The 15,818-nt window shown below is 56.8% G+C and carries 13 protein-coding genes; 8 read left to right on the top strand and 5 right to left on the bottom strand.

The features are described 5' to 3' along the window. The first annotated feature begins 74 nt into the window (after positions 1-74). A complete protein-coding gene (locus A9Q02_RS00565; protein ID WP_097650395.1) occupies positions 75-3,254 on the top strand; it encodes a hypothetical protein in 3,180 nt (1,059 codons plus the stop codon). Positions 3,255-3,312: 58 nt separating this feature from the next. Here the strand turns inward: A9Q02_RS00565 and A9Q02_RS00560 are convergent, their stop codons facing one another. The 3 genes from A9Q02_RS00560 to A9Q02_RS00550 all read right to left on the bottom strand — a co-directional run bounded on the left by A9Q02_RS00560 (position 3,313) and on the right by A9Q02_RS00550 (position 5,700). Beyond that, positions 3,313-3,972 (bottom strand): response regulator, encoded by a 660-nt coding sequence (locus A9Q02_RS00560; protein ID WP_097650394.1) that lies wholly within the window; start codon positions 3,970-3,972, stop codon positions 3,313-3,315. A 120-nt stretch (positions 3,973-4,092) separates the two neighbouring features. Further along, the gene (locus A9Q02_RS00555; RefSeq protein ID WP_097650393.1) at positions 4,093-4,752 is read right to left on the bottom strand and encodes a hypothetical protein; all 660 of its coding nucleotides are present in this window, start codon (positions 4,750-4,752) and stop codon (positions 4,093-4,095) included. Between the two features lie 321 nt (positions 4,753-5,073). Further along, positions 5,074-5,700, bottom strand: coding sequence for a xanthine phosphoribosyltransferase (locus A9Q02_RS00550; RefSeq protein WP_245860155.1), 627 nt, complete (start codon positions 5,698-5,700; stop codon positions 5,074-5,076). Positions 5,701-5,817: 117 nt separating this feature from the next. On the opposite strand from A9Q02_RS00550, the gene A9Q02_RS00545 reads away from it, so the two are divergent. Genes A9Q02_RS00545 through A9Q02_RS00535 form a run of 3 tightly spaced genes read left to right on the top strand, consistent with a single transcriptional unit; the run spans position 5,818 to position 8,674 of the window. Next, entirely contained in the window at positions 5,818-7,245 is a 1,428-nt protein-coding gene (locus A9Q02_RS00545; RefSeq protein ID WP_097650392.1) for a malic enzyme-like NAD(P)-binding protein, read from the top strand. 14 nt (positions 7,246-7,259) lie between these two features. Further along, positions 7,260-8,474, top strand: a complete 1,215-nt coding sequence (locus tag A9Q02_RS00540; RefSeq protein ID WP_216361420.1) for an MFS transporter — start codon at positions 7,260-7,262, stop codon at positions 8,472-8,474. Beyond that, complete coding sequence (locus A9Q02_RS00535) at positions 8,471-8,674, top strand: hypothetical protein (RefSeq protein ID WP_097650391.1); 204 nt, start codon at positions 8,471-8,473, stop codon at positions 8,672-8,674. Before A9Q02_RS00540 ends, A9Q02_RS00535 begins: the two co-directional genes overlap by 4 nt. On the opposite strand, the gene A9Q02_RS00530 is transcribed toward A9Q02_RS00535, so the two are convergent. Both A9Q02_RS00530 and A9Q02_RS00525 read right to left on the bottom strand, forming a co-directional pair. Beyond that, positions 8,671-10,470, bottom strand: a complete 1,800-nt coding sequence (locus tag A9Q02_RS00530) for an ABC transporter ATP-binding protein (protein ID WP_097650390.1) — start codon at positions 10,468-10,470, stop codon at positions 8,671-8,673. The genes A9Q02_RS00535 and A9Q02_RS00530 overlap by 4 nt on opposite strands. 22 nt (positions 10,471-10,492) lie before the next feature. Continuing rightward, on the bottom strand, positions 10,493-12,286 hold the full coding sequence (locus A9Q02_RS00525) for an ABC transporter ATP-binding protein (RefSeq protein WP_097650389.1): 1,794 nt from the start codon (positions 12,284-12,286) through the stop codon (positions 10,493-10,495). 404 nt (positions 12,287-12,690) lie between these two features. Here A9Q02_RS00525 and pufB point away from each other — a divergent pair, with 404 nt between their 5' ends. The 4 genes from pufB to chlG all read left to right on the top strand — a co-directional run bounded on the left by pufB (position 12,691) and on the right by chlG (position 15,803). Beyond that, complete coding sequence (gene pufB, locus A9Q02_RS00520; RefSeq protein ID WP_097650388.1) at positions 12,691-12,861, top strand: light-harvesting antenna LH1, beta subunit; 171 nt, start codon at positions 12,691-12,693, stop codon at positions 12,859-12,861. A 93-nt stretch (positions 12,862-12,954) separates the two neighbouring features. Continuing rightward, positions 12,955-13,140 (top strand): light-harvesting protein, encoded by a 186-nt coding sequence (locus A9Q02_RS23510; protein ID WP_141508630.1) that lies wholly within the window; start codon positions 12,955-12,957, stop codon positions 13,138-13,140. 320 nt (positions 13,141-13,460) lie between these two features. Continuing rightward, positions 13,461-14,705, top strand: coding sequence for a cytochrome c-554 Puf2C (gene puf2C / locus A9Q02_RS00510; RefSeq protein ID WP_097650387.1), 1,245 nt, complete (start codon positions 13,461-13,463; stop codon positions 14,703-14,705). A gap of 147 nt (positions 14,706-14,852) precedes the next feature. Continuing rightward, on the top strand, positions 14,853-15,803 hold the full coding sequence (chlG, locus tag A9Q02_RS00505) for a chlorophyll synthase ChlG (RefSeq protein ID WP_097650386.1): 951 nt from the start codon (positions 14,853-14,855) through the stop codon (positions 15,801-15,803). Positions 15,804-15,818 lie beyond the last annotated feature (15 nt).

Here is a 15,818-nt window from a genome sequence, read left to right as displayed (position 1 = left end):
CTGTTCCCGGCAAGGAAGCTGTTTGCATCGCTGCCCTTCCCCTCCTTGCCATCTATGCTCGAGGGAGGTGCCTGATGTTACGCCCCCAACGCTTCCATGTGTTGATCGCTTGCGGTCTTATGGTGATGCTCGTCTTTGGTTTCTGGCCGCAGGTCCAACCCCCTGTGGCCCGGGCTCAGGCCTTTGCTACGACCATTACGGTAAATAGTACGACTGATCCTGATCTCAGTATGTCGGCGACCTGTGTAACGGCGAGTCCGTGTACGCTACGTCGGGCGATTGTCCAGGCACGGGCATCAGCCACGCCGCGTCCTGTTTTGATCAATTTCGATCTGCCCGCCAATGAGGCGAATACCGGCGATGCCGCTGGAACCTGGACGATTGTACTGAGCGAAGGTGTCGGTGCGAACCTGCGTGATCTCGCAGGTGGGCAAGTGACGATTGATGCATCGGAGCAACCAGGTGGGCGGGCGGTTGGCCCCAGGGTCTTTATTCGTGGCTCGACCCAGGCCGACCGTTTTGTGATCAACGGGAATGAGAACCGGTTGATTGGGCTGGGTTTTCAGTATTACAGCGTCATCTTCAACGGCAGTAATAATGGCGTCAGCGATGTCTGGAGTGGCCTGCGCGAGAATGGTCAGGAGATCTTCTTTGTGCGTGGTGATCCAACCGTTGATAGCCGGGCGAGTTTTGAGGATGCAACCGCTAGTACTGGTAACACCTACAATAACGTCATTGTGACGGGATCACGCACGGTCGCCATTGCGATGCGGGGCAGCAATGGCACGATCGAGGGGAGCCTTTTTGGTACCCGTGCCGATGGGACGGTGCCGACAATTGCTGCTGATCGCAAGTGCCGCCCCAATGCCCGGTACAACAACTGGTTTGGTGGCGCGGGCATTGCGTTGTTCGGCAGTGGTCATGTCGTCCGCGATAACCGGTTTGTCGGGTTGCTCTGGGCCAGCAACGATCCCCTGAACACGCCGCCAACGGCCATTGATATTGATAAAGGCGGCAATCTCATCGAGAATAACATTATCGGGATTGATGCTGCTGTCCAGAAATTTGGTACCTGTGGCGATGCCATCCGCCTGACCAACCAGGGTAATGTCATTCGCGGCAATACCATCTATGGCGCCGGTACTCGCAACGACGATGTCAACAAGATTACCGAAGGTGAACAGCCACAAACAGGCGCGATTGGCTTGAGTGGCAGCGGTGTCTCGCTTGGGCCCAATCTGATCCGCAGCAACGTAGTCGAAGACTCGATTGCCCCAGTCTTCTTCTTTCCGAGTGTGACGGTCAATTACAGCTACTTCAACTCTGCGAAAGTGACGTCCATCGTGGGCCGCACCGTCTCGGGCACGTCGGGTGATCCAGGCGTGCCGCCGCCGCCAGCGCAGCCGGTGGATAGCACCTGCCCGAATTGTGTGATCGAACTCTTCCTCGACAACCGCGACGGCAACATCGAGACCCTGGAATCGCTTGGTACGGTCGCAGCTGATGCTGAAGGGAACTGGTCGTTTCCTGAGATCCTGCCGCCTGGTGGTCTCGGCCCGAACCAGGGCCTGCGTACGCAGAGCACAACCACGCTTGAAGGCACGATCCAGGGCTTTGGGGCTGGCACAAGCACACGCGTCTCGCGCAACCTTTACGGCCCTGATGGGGTGATCGCAACCCCGCCGCCACCGGTGCGGCCCGACGCTGATGCGCCAACCGAGTTCACCCCGGTGCAACCACGAGCGGTGCCTCCGCTGCCTACGTATGCCTTTGCAACCACAATCACCGTCAACAGCACGGCTGATCCTGATACAAGCTCGTCAACGAAGTGTACCGCCAACCCCTGTACCTTGCGGCGGGCAATTGCTCAGGCGCGTGAACTGCCCGCGAACGAACGCCCGGTCTTGATCAACTTCGACATACCGACGACCGATCCGGGCTACAATGCTGCGCTGGAGGTGTGGCGCATTGATCTGAATAGCGCGGCCAGCAATGTTTTCCGGCGGTTGGAAGGGGGCCAAATCGTCATTGATGGCACGACGCAGCCCGGTGGGCGTGCGACTGGGCCAAAGATCTTTGTCAGGGGAACGAACACCCAGCAGATCCTGATTGTGGATAGTCGCGACAACATCATCCGTGGTCTGGGTTTGCAGGGCTTTGGTATTCAGGTCAATCTTGGTGGCAACTTTATCGAAGCGAACTGGCTCGGTCTCAACGAGGATGGCCAGAGCATCTATTACATCGGCGGCAACAATGCGATTGATAACAAAGCGACCATTCAGGATGCCGAAACGCCACCGGCCCAGGAAGGGGGCAATGTCTATCGCAACAATGTGGTGACCGGCTCACGGGCCAGTGGCATGACCATTCGTAGTGACGACAGTTGGGTGGTCGGCAATTATCTCGGCACCCGTCCCGACGGCACTATCCCTGCGCCACCAGAAGGCGAAACGATCTGTACCAACCCCAACTGGATCGCGGGGCAAGGCCTCAGCCTACTTGGTGGTCTGGGTACACAGGCTGGTGGCCCAACCGAAGCTGAACGTAACTACCTTGTTGGCCTAAGCATCCGCAGCACTGATCCGGCGTCAACCCAGCCCTTTGGTATCCAGATCGGCAGTGTCGGCAACTATCTTGTCCAGAACAACTACATCGGGCGCGACACGGCGGGCAACGATGTGGGCGTCTGTGGCGAAGGCATCCGCATGTCGGGCAACTTCAGCGTCCTCCGTGACAACTACATCGTCACCCCGCAGAACGCAGCGCTGAATCACCTGCCAAATGTTGTCGGGGCCAACGCCAATACCTACCAGGGCAACCTGATCGTCACCAGCCAACGGCCAATCGTCTTTGGCCCGATTGTGCCGAACGATCTCGCCTATTTCAATCCTGGCAAGATCACCAGCATTGAAGGAACAACGGTGCGTGGTACCTCAGGCGATCCGGGCATCCCGCCAGGGGGCGCACCGCCAGTTGATAGCAGCTGTCCCTTCTGCACCATCGAGATCTTTCTTGACAACACCGACAACCTGGTCGAGACGCTCGAGTCATTTGGCACAACGATGGCTGATGCCAATGGCAACTGGATCTTCACCCTGCCCCGTGCCCTGGAAGAAGGGGAGCGACTGCGTACGATGAGCACAACCAACAACTATGGTGTCATCAACCAGTACGAAGCAGGCACTAGCACCAAAGTCTCGGAACTTTACCCTCTCAACATCAACCGAGTCTTCCTACCCGTGACGCTACGGTAAACGTACGTATGGCCTGACCAAAGGCAGCAAAGCTGCCTTTGGTCAGGCCATATCTTGATCACCCCATCTGCGGTGGTGGAACCAAGCCCCGCTGCACCGCGACAATTGCCGCCTGGGTACGATTGCTCACCCCGAGTTTTTGAAAAATCTCGCTCAGGCGATTCCCCACGGTCTTTTCAGAGAGGCTGAGTTTCAAGGCGATCGCCCGGTTATCGTCGCCCTGGGCCACGAGGGCCAGGATATCACGTTCGCGCGGAGTCAACAGATCTGCGCCAGCGATGGCCGTTTCACCACGGCGCAGCAGATCGAGGACGCGTGCGGCGGCACTTCCAGCCAGCGAAGCCTCACCGCGGTGAACGAGGCGCACGGCCTCGATCAATTCATCGGAATCAGCGTCTTTCAGCAGATAGGCATTGGCCCCGGCGCGCAGCGCTTCGAGCACCGTGCGTTCATCGCGATGCATCGTGAGCACTATACTGCGGGTATGGGGGCTTACCTGGGTAATCTGGCGGGCTGCCTCGATCCCTGTCATCCCGGGCATCGAAATATCGAGTAGCGCAATATCGGGTCTTTGCTCACGCGCTGCTTCGACGGCCGCGATGCCGTCACTGACCTCAGCGACAACCTTGAAGCCCCCCTTGCGTTCAAGGAGCTCACGCAGGCCCTGGCGGAACATCGTATGATCATCAGCGATCAGGAGGGTGATCTTCTCTTGCATATCTCGGTGCCCTGGTATAGGTGTGAGCAACGCCGATCATAGTGTACACCAGTTTGTGTCTTTCAGGTGCAGGGCGTAGCCCTGCACCTGAAAGACACTAGCAGAGTTGCCTGTCAGTAGCTAGCGCTTGGCTTGCCATTCATTGAGCAGCATAGCTGCCTGTTCGCTCGTGAGCTCGGCTATGGTGACGTCAAAACGTCGCTGCAATTCTTCATCAAGCTTGAGTGATCGACTTGCGGCGACCTTCGCCAAGGCTTTCAGTTGGCGCTCGCTGGCAGGCTGGTCTGGATCTGAACTGCTGCTTGTAACGCCCCCGCTGACCATCCGAACGCGACTCTCGGCGATGTAGCGCCCACGTTCTTCCGCCAGTTTTTTCAGACCGTCAATAAAGAGTGAAGCCTGACCTTTTGTCATCGTCACCAGATCGACGGCTTGATCGGCTGCATGGGCTGCCAGTTGCTCGTTTGTCCAGGTCAGTTGGTCCTGCAACGTTGCAATATAATTGCGTTGTTTGTCACTGGCAGGAGCATCCGGATCGCGAACGGTCATTGGCCCTGGTAGCGTATGTGTTTCGCGCATCGTGGCGATCTGTTGTTCAAAGGACTCACGTTGGGCTTGATAGATGCGCCAGCCAAGCTCAACAGCCTGCTGCACATCACTGTCGGAAGCGTCAACCGGTAACGTGATTGACTCTTCGAGCGTCATAAAGTCTTCACCGAGCCGAATAGCTGCCCGATAGGTGCGGGTCACGGTGCGTGTGGGGTTCCCTGTACTTTCCATTGCTTGTCTCTTTGTTTTGCTTTGTGCTTACGTTGCCTTCGTTGCGGGCTAGGATCTATTATAGCACACTTGTTTTTATTTTGCAATGCTTTCGCGGCATAGCTCTAGGGCGATTGCATCATACGAAACCGGATAAAAAATACGCTCTCTGTGGCAGCATGTGCATGCAACCAGCGGCGCAAACGGCGGCACCCGGCAACAACGAGGCACCCGCAAGGGGTGCCCCTACAGGGCCGGGGGCCGGGCCCGGTGTACGGGCACCCCTTGCGGGTGCCCTGGTGGGGGTGCATGCACGGAAGATGCAATCGCCCTAGGCATAGCTCAGGTCATCGTAGCGACGCCGCGAACGATGACCTGCCCATGCTCGAGGCGTTCGACCTGCGCCAGGGCGGCCACAGGAATGCCGAGGGCCTCGATGCCTGCCCGTCCGTTCTGGAACAGTTTCTCGACCACAAAGCCTGCGGCTACCAGGCTTGCTCCGGCTTCACGAACCAACTCAGCCAGGGCCACTGCCGTTCGTCCATTCGCGAGAAAGTCATCGACCAGGGCAACCCTGGTGCCAATGGGCAGATAGCGCGCCGAAACGACGAGGCGGGTTGCGCCGCCTTTTGTTGGTGAAGGCACGATGCGTGAGAGGGCGGGAGCTTCAACCTCGGGTGAATATTTTTTCGCATAGACCAGCGGGCATCCCAGGGCCATCGCGGTCGCCAGCGCAGGGGCAATGCCACTCGCCTCGGCGGTCAAGATCAATTCAGGATGGAAGGGACGCAAACGCTCGGCCATTGCTTCGCCCATCGCCTGCATCAACTCGGGTTCGATCCGGTGATTCAAGAAGTGATCAATCTTCAGGATGCGGTCATTGACGACGGTTGCTTCAGCTATGATGCGCTCGACCAGTGGCAAGAAAGGCGCGACGAGCAGTTCTGATAGTGTTTCATCCTTATCAATCACACAATCCTCCGTTCTTCCCTGCGTTGCATACCAGTGCTATCTATGTTACCATAGCAGGAAGCGCCGTTGCCTGTCGCCAAGACAGGCTTTTTATATTCTCTTGCAGAGGTAGCTATGTCGGTGGGTGTTGCGTATACGTTGACGGTGCGTTGTCAAATTGACAATCGCCCTGGGATGCTCGGTCGGCTCACGACGCGCATTGGTGAAGTCGGTGGCGATATTGGCGCGATTGATATTGTTCGCGCCGAACGCAATGTGCTGGTGCGCGATATAACTGTACGGGTACAGGACGAGCAGCACGGTGAGACGTTGATCGAAGAGTTGAATGCGATTCCAGGCATTACCGTGCTTCAGGTAAGTGATCGCGTTTTTCTCGCCCACCTCGGCGGCAAGCTTGCGATGCAGAGCAAGGTGCCGCTCAAGAATCGCGATGATCTTTCCCTCGCTTATACTCCCGGTGTGGCCCGCGTCTGTCGGGCGATTGCCGATGATCCTGAAAAGGCGTTTTCACTCACCTGGAAGACGAATAGCGTCGCGGTGGTCAGTGATGGCAGTGCGATCCTCGGTCTGGGCAATCTTGGCCCCGAAGCCGCGATGCCGGTGATGGAAGGCAAAGCGATCCTGTTTAAGGAACTCGCCGATATTGATGCGGTTCCGATCTGCCTCCGTTCACAGCATCCCGAGTTGATTGTCCAGACGGTTGAACAGATTGCCGCGGGTTTTGGCGGGATTAACCTGGAAGATATTGCTGCTCCTAGTTGCTTTCTGGTGGAAGGTCGCCTCCACGAGAGCCTCAATATTCCGGTGATGCACGATGATCAGCACGGTACCGCCGTGGTGGTGCTCGCTGCACTGCGCAATGCCTTACGCCTTGTCGGCAAGGATCTGCGTGAGGTGCGGGCGGTGGTCAATGGTGTTGGTGCGGCTGGTACTGCGATTATTCGAGCGTTGCTCGAGGCTCATATCGGCGAGGTGACTGCCGTCGATCGCTATGGGATCCTCTGTGAAGGCGATGACCATGTGCAGACAACAATGCAGCGCATTATTGCGTCACAGACCAATCGCGAGCGTCGCCGTGGGACGCTTGTAGAGGCGATCCGTGGCGCTGATGTTTTTGTTGGGGTCTCGAAGGGCGGTGTGCTCACTCCTGAATTGGTGCGCAGCATGGCTCCCGATCCGATTGTCTTTGCTCTGGCGAATCCTGTGCCCGAAGGTGACCCCGAGATGCTCCGTGAATATGCACGGGTTGTCGCAACCGGTCGCTCGGATCAACCTAATCAGATCAATAATGTGCTCTCCTTTCCCGGAATTTTTCGCGGGGCACTCGATGTCAATGCTGCGAAGATGACCGTTGGCATGCGCCTCGCAGCGGCTGAGGCCCTTGCCAATGTAATTCCCGATGAAGAGATTAGCGAAGAATATATTGTCCCAAGTGTCTTTAATCGTGCGGTGGTGCCCACGATTGCAACCGCTGTTGCGCTCGCAGCAATCGAAGAAGGTGTGGCGCGGCGTGATCATTTGCCCTCGCGTGGCGGTGACTAACGCGGGAGGCGTGTGTGCCCAAACGATTGCCAAGCTGGGCGACCGCGACCCTTTACGGGACGTTGATTGTTGCTCTGAGTATGGGAGTTCGTCAGACCTTTGGTGTTTTTCTTATCCCGATAAGTGAAACGCTTGAAATCGGGCGTTCACAGGTTAGTTTTACCCTTGCTGTCCAGAATTTGATCTTTGGGCTCGGCCAGCCTTTTATCGGTGCTCTGGCTGATCGCCGTGGTGTGCGCCCGATCTTGATGCTCGGCGTGCTTCTCTATGCTCTTGGACTCTGGGGTGTTACCGTAGTCTCTAATGTCTGGGGGTTGTTATTTGCGCTCGGCTTGGTGGTTGGCCTCGCGCAGAGTATGACGACCTTTGTGGTGATCTTTAGTGCCCTTGGTGCGCTCGTGCCGACTCAGCGGCGTGGTCTGGCTTTTGGCCTCGTCACGGCTGGAGGTTCGCTGGGCATGTTCGCCTTTGTGCCTCTTGCGCAGATCCTGCTCAGCATGATGTCATGGCAGGGCGCTCTGGTGAGCCTTGCGCTGCTCATCCTGCTGATCCTGCTCTTTGCCCTCGCGTTTCGTCGTCCGACTTCAGCGTCGAGCCAAGCTGTAACGTTGCCTTCTTCTTCGCTCAAGCCCGTTCTCGCGACCGCCTTCCGCCATCCAGGATATCTGTTGCTCAATCTGGGGTTTTTTGTCTGCGGTTTCCATGTGGCCTTCATTGCGATCCACTTCCCGGCTTACCTCGCTGATTATGCCGTTGCCCCATTTGTCGCAGCCAGCGCCCTTGCGGTGATTGGCCTGGCGAATGTGGTTGGTTCGTACCTCTTTGGGTCGCTCAGCGATCGCTTTGTCAAAAAACGGGTGTTGAGTGGGCTCTACTTTGCGCGAGCGGTCGTCTTTGTGCTCTTCCTGCTCGTGCCGGTTACCGGTACGTCGGCGCTCGTCTTTGGCTTTGCGATTGGCTTGCTCTGGCTTGGTACCGTGCCCCTCACCAGCGGCCTCGTGGCCCAATTATTTGGGGTGCGGTATCTCGGGACACTCTATGGCATCGTTTTCTTGAGTCATCAGGTCGGGGCGTTTCTCGGGGCCTGGCTCGGTGGTGCGGTCTATGATGTGACGGGATCGTATTTGCCGGTGTGGTATACCGCCCTCGCCTTGAGCCTCGTTGCGGCGTTTATTCATGTGATCCTTGATGACCGCCCCGTGCGAGGTCTGCAGGAGCAACGCGTATGACTGATGGTTCCGCAGTGCTGGGGGAAACAGAACTGCCTGCGTTTGCGCAGGCAGTTGAGGGGGATGGTTTGCTCACCTGGATCGCAGTTGTGGCCCTGGTGCTGCTCGCTTTCGGCGGCGTGATCCTCTGGGTCGTCTGGTTTGCCATGGCCCCAAGCATCCAACTCACCGATCCAACCTGGTTTTTCCTCTGTAGCTAGTGTCCAGCAACCCCGAGGCCCTGTTCGGCAAATTGCAATCGGTAGAGCCGGTGGTAGTAGCCACGTTGGGCCAGCAACTCGTCGTGTGTGCCATCCTCGACGACGCGCCCCTGGTGCAAGACGATAATCCGGTCAACATGGCGAATCGTGCTCAGGCGATGGGCAATAATGATGCTCGTGCGGCCATGCAGCATCCGTTCAAGCGCATCCTGGATCAGGGCTTCCGTTGCCGTGTCAACACTGCTGGTCGCCTCGTCAAGGATCAAGAGCACCTCGGGGTTGAAGGCCAGCGCGCGCGCAAAAGCGAGCAACTGCCGTTGGCCAAGGGAGAGATTGGCCCCGCGTTCACGGACTTCGTGCTCGTACCCTCTTGGAAGGCGCTCGATAAAGGTCGCTGCATTCACCATTTCAGCAGCCCAGCGCACACGTGCATCGTCGATGGCCGTACTATGCAGGCGAATGTTGCTGGCAATTGTCCCCGAAAAGCAGACCGGATCTTGCGGCACGGCGGCAATATGCTGTCGTAACTCGTGCTGGCGCAGATCACGCAGATCGACCCCATCAAGCGTAATGCGTCCGCCCTGGACATCATAAAAACGGGCCAGCAAGCCAACGAGGCTGCTCTTGCCGGCCCCGGTTGCTCCGACAATCGCCACGGCCTGACCGGCTGGAATGTGCAGGCTAATCCCCTTGAGCACCGGCTCAGCAGGGTCATACCCGAAAACGACGTTTTCCAGGCGAATTTCACCGCGGACAGGCAGGGGCAGGGTCACAGGCTGTTCAGGGTCACGCACCTCTTCGGTTGTATCAAGCACCCCGACCACGCGCTCGGCAGAAGCCATTGCGGCCTGCAAGATGGTATACCGCTCGGCGAGGTTGCGGATGGGCTGAAAGGCTCGTTCGGTATAGAGCACAAACGCTGCCAGCATACCGATCGACGCCCAGCCACTCATCACGCCATAGCCACCACCCCAGAGAACAGCTGCGGTACCAATCGCGGCCATCAGTTGAACTGTGGGCATAAAAATGGCAAAGATCAGCAAGGATCGCACGTTGGCCTGAAGGTAGGCTTCACTCAACCCACTGAAATGGCGTTGACTGGTCGCCTCGCGGCCAAAGAGTTGGGTCACGAGGACGCCACTGATCTGCTCGTTGAGAAACGCATTGATCGTTGCCAAGCGCTCGCGCACCAGGCGATATGTCGCCCGCATCATCCGCTGATAGATGGCAACAATCACCATCAGGACGGGCAGCGTCGCGAGACTGATCAAGGCCAGTCGCCAGTTCAAGAAGAACATAATGCCAATAATGCTTAACAGCGTTACCAGATCAGCCAGGATGAGCACCAACCCCTGGGTCAAGAACTCATTGAGCGCATCAACATCGTTGGTAATGCGGGTCAAGAGCCGTCCGACTGGGTTACGATCGTGGAAGCTCAAACTGAGCCGCTGGAGGTGCTGAAAGAGTTGCTTGCGCAAATCCATTACGACCGACTGGCCTGCGCTATTGATGATATAGTTGTGCGTATACCGCAGCGCAAAGTTGCTTACCAGCACCAGCACATACAGGGCGAAAATCGGCCAGAGCCCCTCGAGGCGCCCCTCGCTAATAGGCCCGTCAATGGCCTGCAAGACGAGTAAGGGTGGCACGATCTCGGTCAGTGCTGCCCCAAAGAGGAGGGCCAGGGCCAGGGCCAGTTGTCGCCAGTAGGGGACGACAAAGACCGCCATTCGGCGCATCAGTCGCCCATCATAGGCTTTCCCAAGGATCACATCATCATCAAAGCCACGTGCCATCACATTATCCTCACAACTGGGCTTATGCCGATAATTCCGCTTCGAGCAACTCGCGCCGATACATCGCTGCATACTGCCCGCCGAGCTTTAGCAACGCACTATGGTTGCCTTGCTCGATAATCTGTCCATCGTGCAACACCACAATCTGGTCAACCTCGCGTACCGTTGCAATGCGTTGCGCAATGATGACCGTCGTTCGTCCACGCATCACCTCGCGCAGCCCGGCGAGGATTTGCGCCGCCGTCTGTGTATCAACGCTACTCAACGCATCGTCGAGGATCAGCACCGGTGGATTGCGGAGGATTGCCCGTGCAAGCGAGACCCGTTGCTTTTGCCCGCCCGACAGGGTCACGCCACGTTCACCAACCATCGTATCGAGGCCATCGGGAAACTGGGCCAGATCGTTGGCGAGGCGTGACACCGTCACGGCGTGCTCAATGCGTGCATCCAGAGCCGCATCGTGCGCTGCTTCCACCCCAAAGGCCACATTTTCGCGCAATGGCACACTAAAAAGAAAGGTCTCTTGGGGCACATACCCAATCGCACGCCGCAGATCGCCCAGATCCAGCGTTCGGACATCGATACCATCAAGGAGCACCTGACCCTCATCGGGATCACGGACGCGTGACAAGAGATTGACGAGCGTTGTTTTGCCCACCCCGGTTGCCCCTACGATCGCCAACGAATGTCCTGCCGGAACGTGGATCGACAGATCGCGCAGCATCCACTCAGCGCGTCGTTCGGGGAACAGCGCTGTCGTTGCGTGATCGGCAGGTTCTTCATAGCGCAGCCCGACATGCCGAAACTCCAACTCACCGCGAGGGGCAGGCAAAGGACGCGCATCGGGTGGATTGACCACCGCTGGCTGATAGCGCAGCACCTCCATCAAGCGCCCCATCGAGGCTGAGGCCTGCTGATAGAGGGAAACCATCCAGCCGAGCATAATCATTGGGAAGGTCAGCAAGCCTAGATATGCATTAAACTGCACCAATTCACCGATGGTCAACTCACCCGCGACCACCAGACGCCCACCAACGAGCAGCACCAACGCGGCAACGATGCCAAGGCAGAGGGTCATCGCAGGCCAGAGCGCCCCGCTGAGCAGCACATAGCGGAGATTCAGTTCGCGATAGCGCTCATTCTCAGCGGCAAAGACCACGAGCTCGGCATCTTCCTGGGCATAGGCCTTGATGGTCCGAATCCCAGAGAAATGCTCTTGGACACGGGTCGAAATGACACCGAATTGATCTTGCACGTGGGTAAAGGCCGTCCGCATCCGCTTACCGAGCAGGACAAACACCACGGTTGTCACCGGCATAAGGAGCATCACAATCAAGGCCAGGGTCACATTCATCATCAACATCAGGACAGCGGCGGCCAGAAAGGTCAACACCGCCGTTGCGGTGCCATTGAGCCCGGGGCCGAGCAATTGACGGACGGCGCTGAGGTCATTGGTGGCACGGGCCATCAAATCGCCGGTATGATTGTGGCTAAAAAAAGCCTGATCGAGCCGCATATAGTGGGCAAAGAGTTGGGTACGCAGATCGTACTCGATACGATAGGACACCCCGGCAAGCATCATGCGTTGAATGAAGCGAAAGACACCGTCAGCAAGGGCAACGATGATGAGCATCACCCCATACCCGAGGATGCTTGTGAGTACCAATTGGCCTGTTGCCAGTTCATCAACGGCAAGGCGCAAGATATAGGGTCCAAGCGCACTCACCGAGGCAGCAAAGGCGGCACAAATCAAGCCTGCCAGCAACGACCAGCGGTAGCGCCTGAGATAAGGGATCAGATAACGAAGGTTGGACATAGGGCACCATTGATGAATAGTTGCTACACATTAACTTTCCGAAGCGAGACACCTGTTCGAGAAGATAGAGTGAGTATAACATTGCTCTAGGGGGTTGTAGTCAGTCGTAAGGCTGATGGAAAGCGGTGCAAAAGACCATGAAACTGGTTGATTTTTCTTAAAAGCAACGGATTGACATTTTTTCTTGACTCCTATATAATTTAGCTCAATGAGCCAAGCAACATCCTACTCTTCCAGACGTACTGGCAAACCGACCTCAGCACGGCTGGGATCACATTGTAGGAGTGCTTTGCTCCCAACCCCGACAAAGGGTATGGAAGGTGCGACGACCGCCGCCAGGCGCGCAAGTCGTACCTGGTGTGTTCGGCCCTGGCGCTCGTAGTTGAAGTATCGGAGGTCCGCTCATGCGTGACGATGACGATCTGGTTCCCCCCAAATGGCGGTCGTTGTTCAACAATCAGGACTGGCTGGTTCATGACATCATGGTCAAATCCTTCTGGGCATTCGGTGTCATCGCCGTGATTGCTCACACCCTGGTCTGGGTGTGGCGTCCGTGGCTCAACGCCGGTATCTAGCTCGGTCGGGTACAGGTGTGCGTGACGATGGTGGGCAATCGGCCCTGATTCAGATGCAGCCTCTCCCAAAACCTGTTAAGGAGTTGACTTATGATGCCTCCACGCAGTGCAGTTCGCACCAACATCGTGATTTTTACGATCCTCGGCTTTGTCGTGGCTTTGCTCATCCACTTCATTGTACTCAGTTCGGTTCGGTACAACTGGCTTGACAACCTTGCACCAGATGGTTCAGTGGTGCCTATGACCATGCTGCTCCAACTGTTCGCTATGTTCGGCTAGGTGCCGCTGGCGCTGGCGCGTCGCCAACTTACCGTGCGACACAAACGAAGCAACAGCCGCCAGCACACCATGCTGGTGGCTGTTGTCTTGTAAGCAATGCAGTTGCACTTTTTTTGCACATATTCCAAAATTTGACCTTCCGAAGTATCAGGTGTATACTGGCGCTACATTCATATGGTGTACCAGAGACCCTGCCACGGCTCACCCTGATGGGTTGAGCAACGCAATCGTTTGCTGTCCCTCTTAAAGTGCTGCACGTCGGAGCCGGCCCCGGAGCCTCGGCACCGCCGAGCTGCTGATCCGGAGTTGAGGAGACCCCTATGCAATCGCCAACTCGTCCGACTGATCGACAGGCGGCGATCTTCATTTCGGTGGCCGTAGGCATTATTGTCGCGGTTGTAACTACGGCAACGTTCTGGTGGATCTACAGCCTGACGCTTGGCCCCGAACGGGCAGCAGCGGCGCTGAACGCCAATGCCCCGTGGAGTCCGAGTGAGGGTATTAGAGCCATCACCGATGTCGCACCCAATATTCCGCCTGAAGGGCGTGAGCCCTGGCTTGGTAATCAGGCGTGGACGGAGGGTGTTCAGGCTGGACAAGCCTGGGTAGACGCTAACCCCAATACCGTCAATGTCCAGGTGCTTTCAGGCATGACCTCAGCGCAGATATGGACGTATATGCAGCAGTATGTCTCAGGTGGCCTGGGCGTCGGCTGTCAGTACTGCCATAATCTGGAGAACTTTGCCAGTGACGAGTACGTCGAGAAGATCTCGGCGCGCAACATGCTCTATCTGGTATCTGATGTCAACACCGAATTTATTGTTGATCTGCCCAACTGGCGTGGCAACTATGTCCAGTGTGCGACGTGTCACTACAACGAGCCCAACAATCTTGAGGCCGTTGGTACCCAGTTTATCAAGAGTGTGCCCGATATCCCGGTCGTGGTTGATCCCCTCGACGAGAATGGGATGCCCATCCTCGATCCGGCCCTGAAACCCGAAGAGATTCGTGGTCAGGTTGGTCTTCAGGATGCAGTGCTCTTCTACATTTACAACTATCAGATCTGGCGGCCGTTTGATCCCGCTGACGATGAGAGTGGCCGTGGTTCACTTGCCTTAACGCTTGATGGTGGGCGCACCCAGGATCAGGTGACGATCAACCAGAATGTGATGAATTACAATTCCTGGTCGCTGGGCCAAGGGTGTACCTATTGTCATAACTCGCGGAACTTTATCGCCTATGAGTTGGACGCGGCAAGCAACATCACCAACCCGGAAGCTGGTTATAACAAGCTGAAGGCAGCGCGGATGATGCAGTTGACAACGTGGCTTGCGTTCAATTGGACGATCAATGGGGCGATGCCGTACGATGCGGTGCCGACAGCATTAGAAGGTGGAGCTAGTCAGTTTTCATATCGCAACATTGATGGTGAGATATTTAACGTGCCAGGGTGCTATACTTGTCACAGGGGTGTCAACATTCCAACCGGATCGATCAATCAGGCGCAAATTCCGGCTGGTGATGCAGGAGTGGTTGTTCTCCCGCCCGTCCTTCGTGGCAATTAGCCGATCGGTTGAGTAGTTCGTGTGCGGGCTTGCTCACAGTCACACACGATCTTGTGAAAGCCACGAAGGGCACAAAGAAGCGGCACACTCAGGTTTGCCCCTCAACTTTGTGGCCTTCGTGGCTTTCAAGCTAGAAATGAGCTGTTCATGAGCGATCTCCGCAAAGGTTCTAGTCTGGCCCCTCCGCCTTCTTCTTCACCTATTCAGCCGTCGCTTACCCCCCGTGTTGCTGGCTTTCGTGGTACCCTCGGACGCTCGATCACGCTGATGAAGCCGGTCACCTGGTTTGCTCCCGCGTGGGCGTTTCTCTGTGGGGCTATCGCGAGTGGTGCGCTCTCCTGGTCAGCTGAGCCAATGTTCCTCTTGGCGCTTGGTATATTGATGGCGGGGCCTATCCTTTGCGGCCTATCGCAAGTTATTAATGACTATTGTGATCGCGATGTTGATGCGATTAATGAACCCCATCGCCTGATTCCTTCCGGCCAGGTCTCGTTGCGTCACGTCTACATTTTGACCCTGATCCTGACCTGGATCGGGACGAGTGTGGCGCTGTTGCTTGGTGGGGAAGTAGCCCTCTATGTCGGGCTTGGTTTGATCTGTGCCCTGGCCTATAGTCTCAAGCCGGTACGGGCCAAGCGCAATGGCTGGTTTGGCAATGCATTGGTCGGTATCTCGTACGAGGGCCTGGCCTGGATGGCTGGTCATGCGGCTTTTGCAGCGTTGACCACCCAGAGTTTCTTGATTGCAATGCTCTATTCGCTCGGTGCTCACGGTATTATGACGGTGAACGATTTCAAGAGCATGAATGGCGATACGCGAATGGGCCTTCGTTCGATCCCTGTGCAGTATGGCAAAGTTGTGGCTGCCCGTATGGTCGTGATTACAATGGGGGTCGCCCAGATCGGGGTGATTGCCCTGCTCTTCTTCTGGGGCCATCCTATCGCGGCCAGTGTCGTGCTGTTGTTGCTTGTTGCGCAGAGCATTCCGAATGTGCGCTTTATTCGTGATCCCGAGCATAACGAGGTCTTCTTTAACGCGACGGCGATTATGCTCTTTGTGTGGGGAATGATGGCGGCTGCGATCGGGTTGGCGGCGTAAGGCGAGGCTAGAAAG

The organism is Candidatus Chloroploca asiatica (genome assembly GCF_002532075.1).
GTDB classification, from domain to species: Bacteria; Chloroflexota; Chloroflexia; order Chloroflexales; family Chloroflexaceae; genus Chloroploca; species Chloroploca asiatica.
This window is presented reverse-complemented; position numbering and strand designations above follow the sequence as displayed.

Bases quoted from the DNA above. Each gene is read 5' to 3' on its own strand.
- A9Q02_RS00565 (WP_097650395.1), top strand. From the start codon at position 75: ATGTTACGCCCCCAACGCTTCCATGTGTTGATCGCTTGCGGTCTTATG.
- A9Q02_RS00560 (WP_097650394.1), bottom strand. From the start codon at position 3,972: ATGCAAGAGAAGATCACCCTCCTGATCGCTGATGATCATACGATGTTC.
- A9Q02_RS00555 (WP_097650393.1), bottom strand. From the start codon at position 4,752: ATGGAAAGTACAGGGAACCCCACACGCACCGTGACCCGCACCTATCGG.
- A9Q02_RS00545 (WP_097650392.1), top strand. From the start codon at position 5,818: ATGTCGGTGGGTGTTGCGTATACGTTGACGGTGCGTTGTCAAATTGAC.
- A9Q02_RS00535 (WP_097650391.1), top strand. From the start codon at position 8,471: ATGACTGATGGTTCCGCAGTGCTGGGGGAAACAGAACTGCCTGCGTTT.
- A9Q02_RS00530 (WP_097650390.1), bottom strand. From the start codon at position 10,470: ATGGCACGTGGCTTTGATGATGATGTGATCCTTGGGAAAGCCTATGAT.
- A9Q02_RS00525 (WP_097650389.1), bottom strand. From the start codon at position 12,286: ATGTCCAACCTTCGTTATCTGATCCCTTATCTCAGGCGCTACCGCTGG.
- pufB (WP_097650388.1), top strand. From the start codon at position 12,691: ATGCGTGACGATGACGATCTGGTTCCCCCCAAATGGCGGTCGTTGTTC.
- A9Q02_RS23510 (WP_141508630.1), top strand. From the start codon at position 12,955: ATGCCTCCACGCAGTGCAGTTCGCACCAACATCGTGATTTTTACGATC.
- puf2C (WP_097650387.1), top strand. From the start codon at position 13,461: ATGCAATCGCCAACTCGTCCGACTGATCGACAGGCGGCGATCTTCATT.
- chlG (WP_097650386.1), top strand. From the start codon at position 14,853: ATGAGCGATCTCCGCAAAGGTTCTAGTCTGGCCCCTCCGCCTTCTTCT.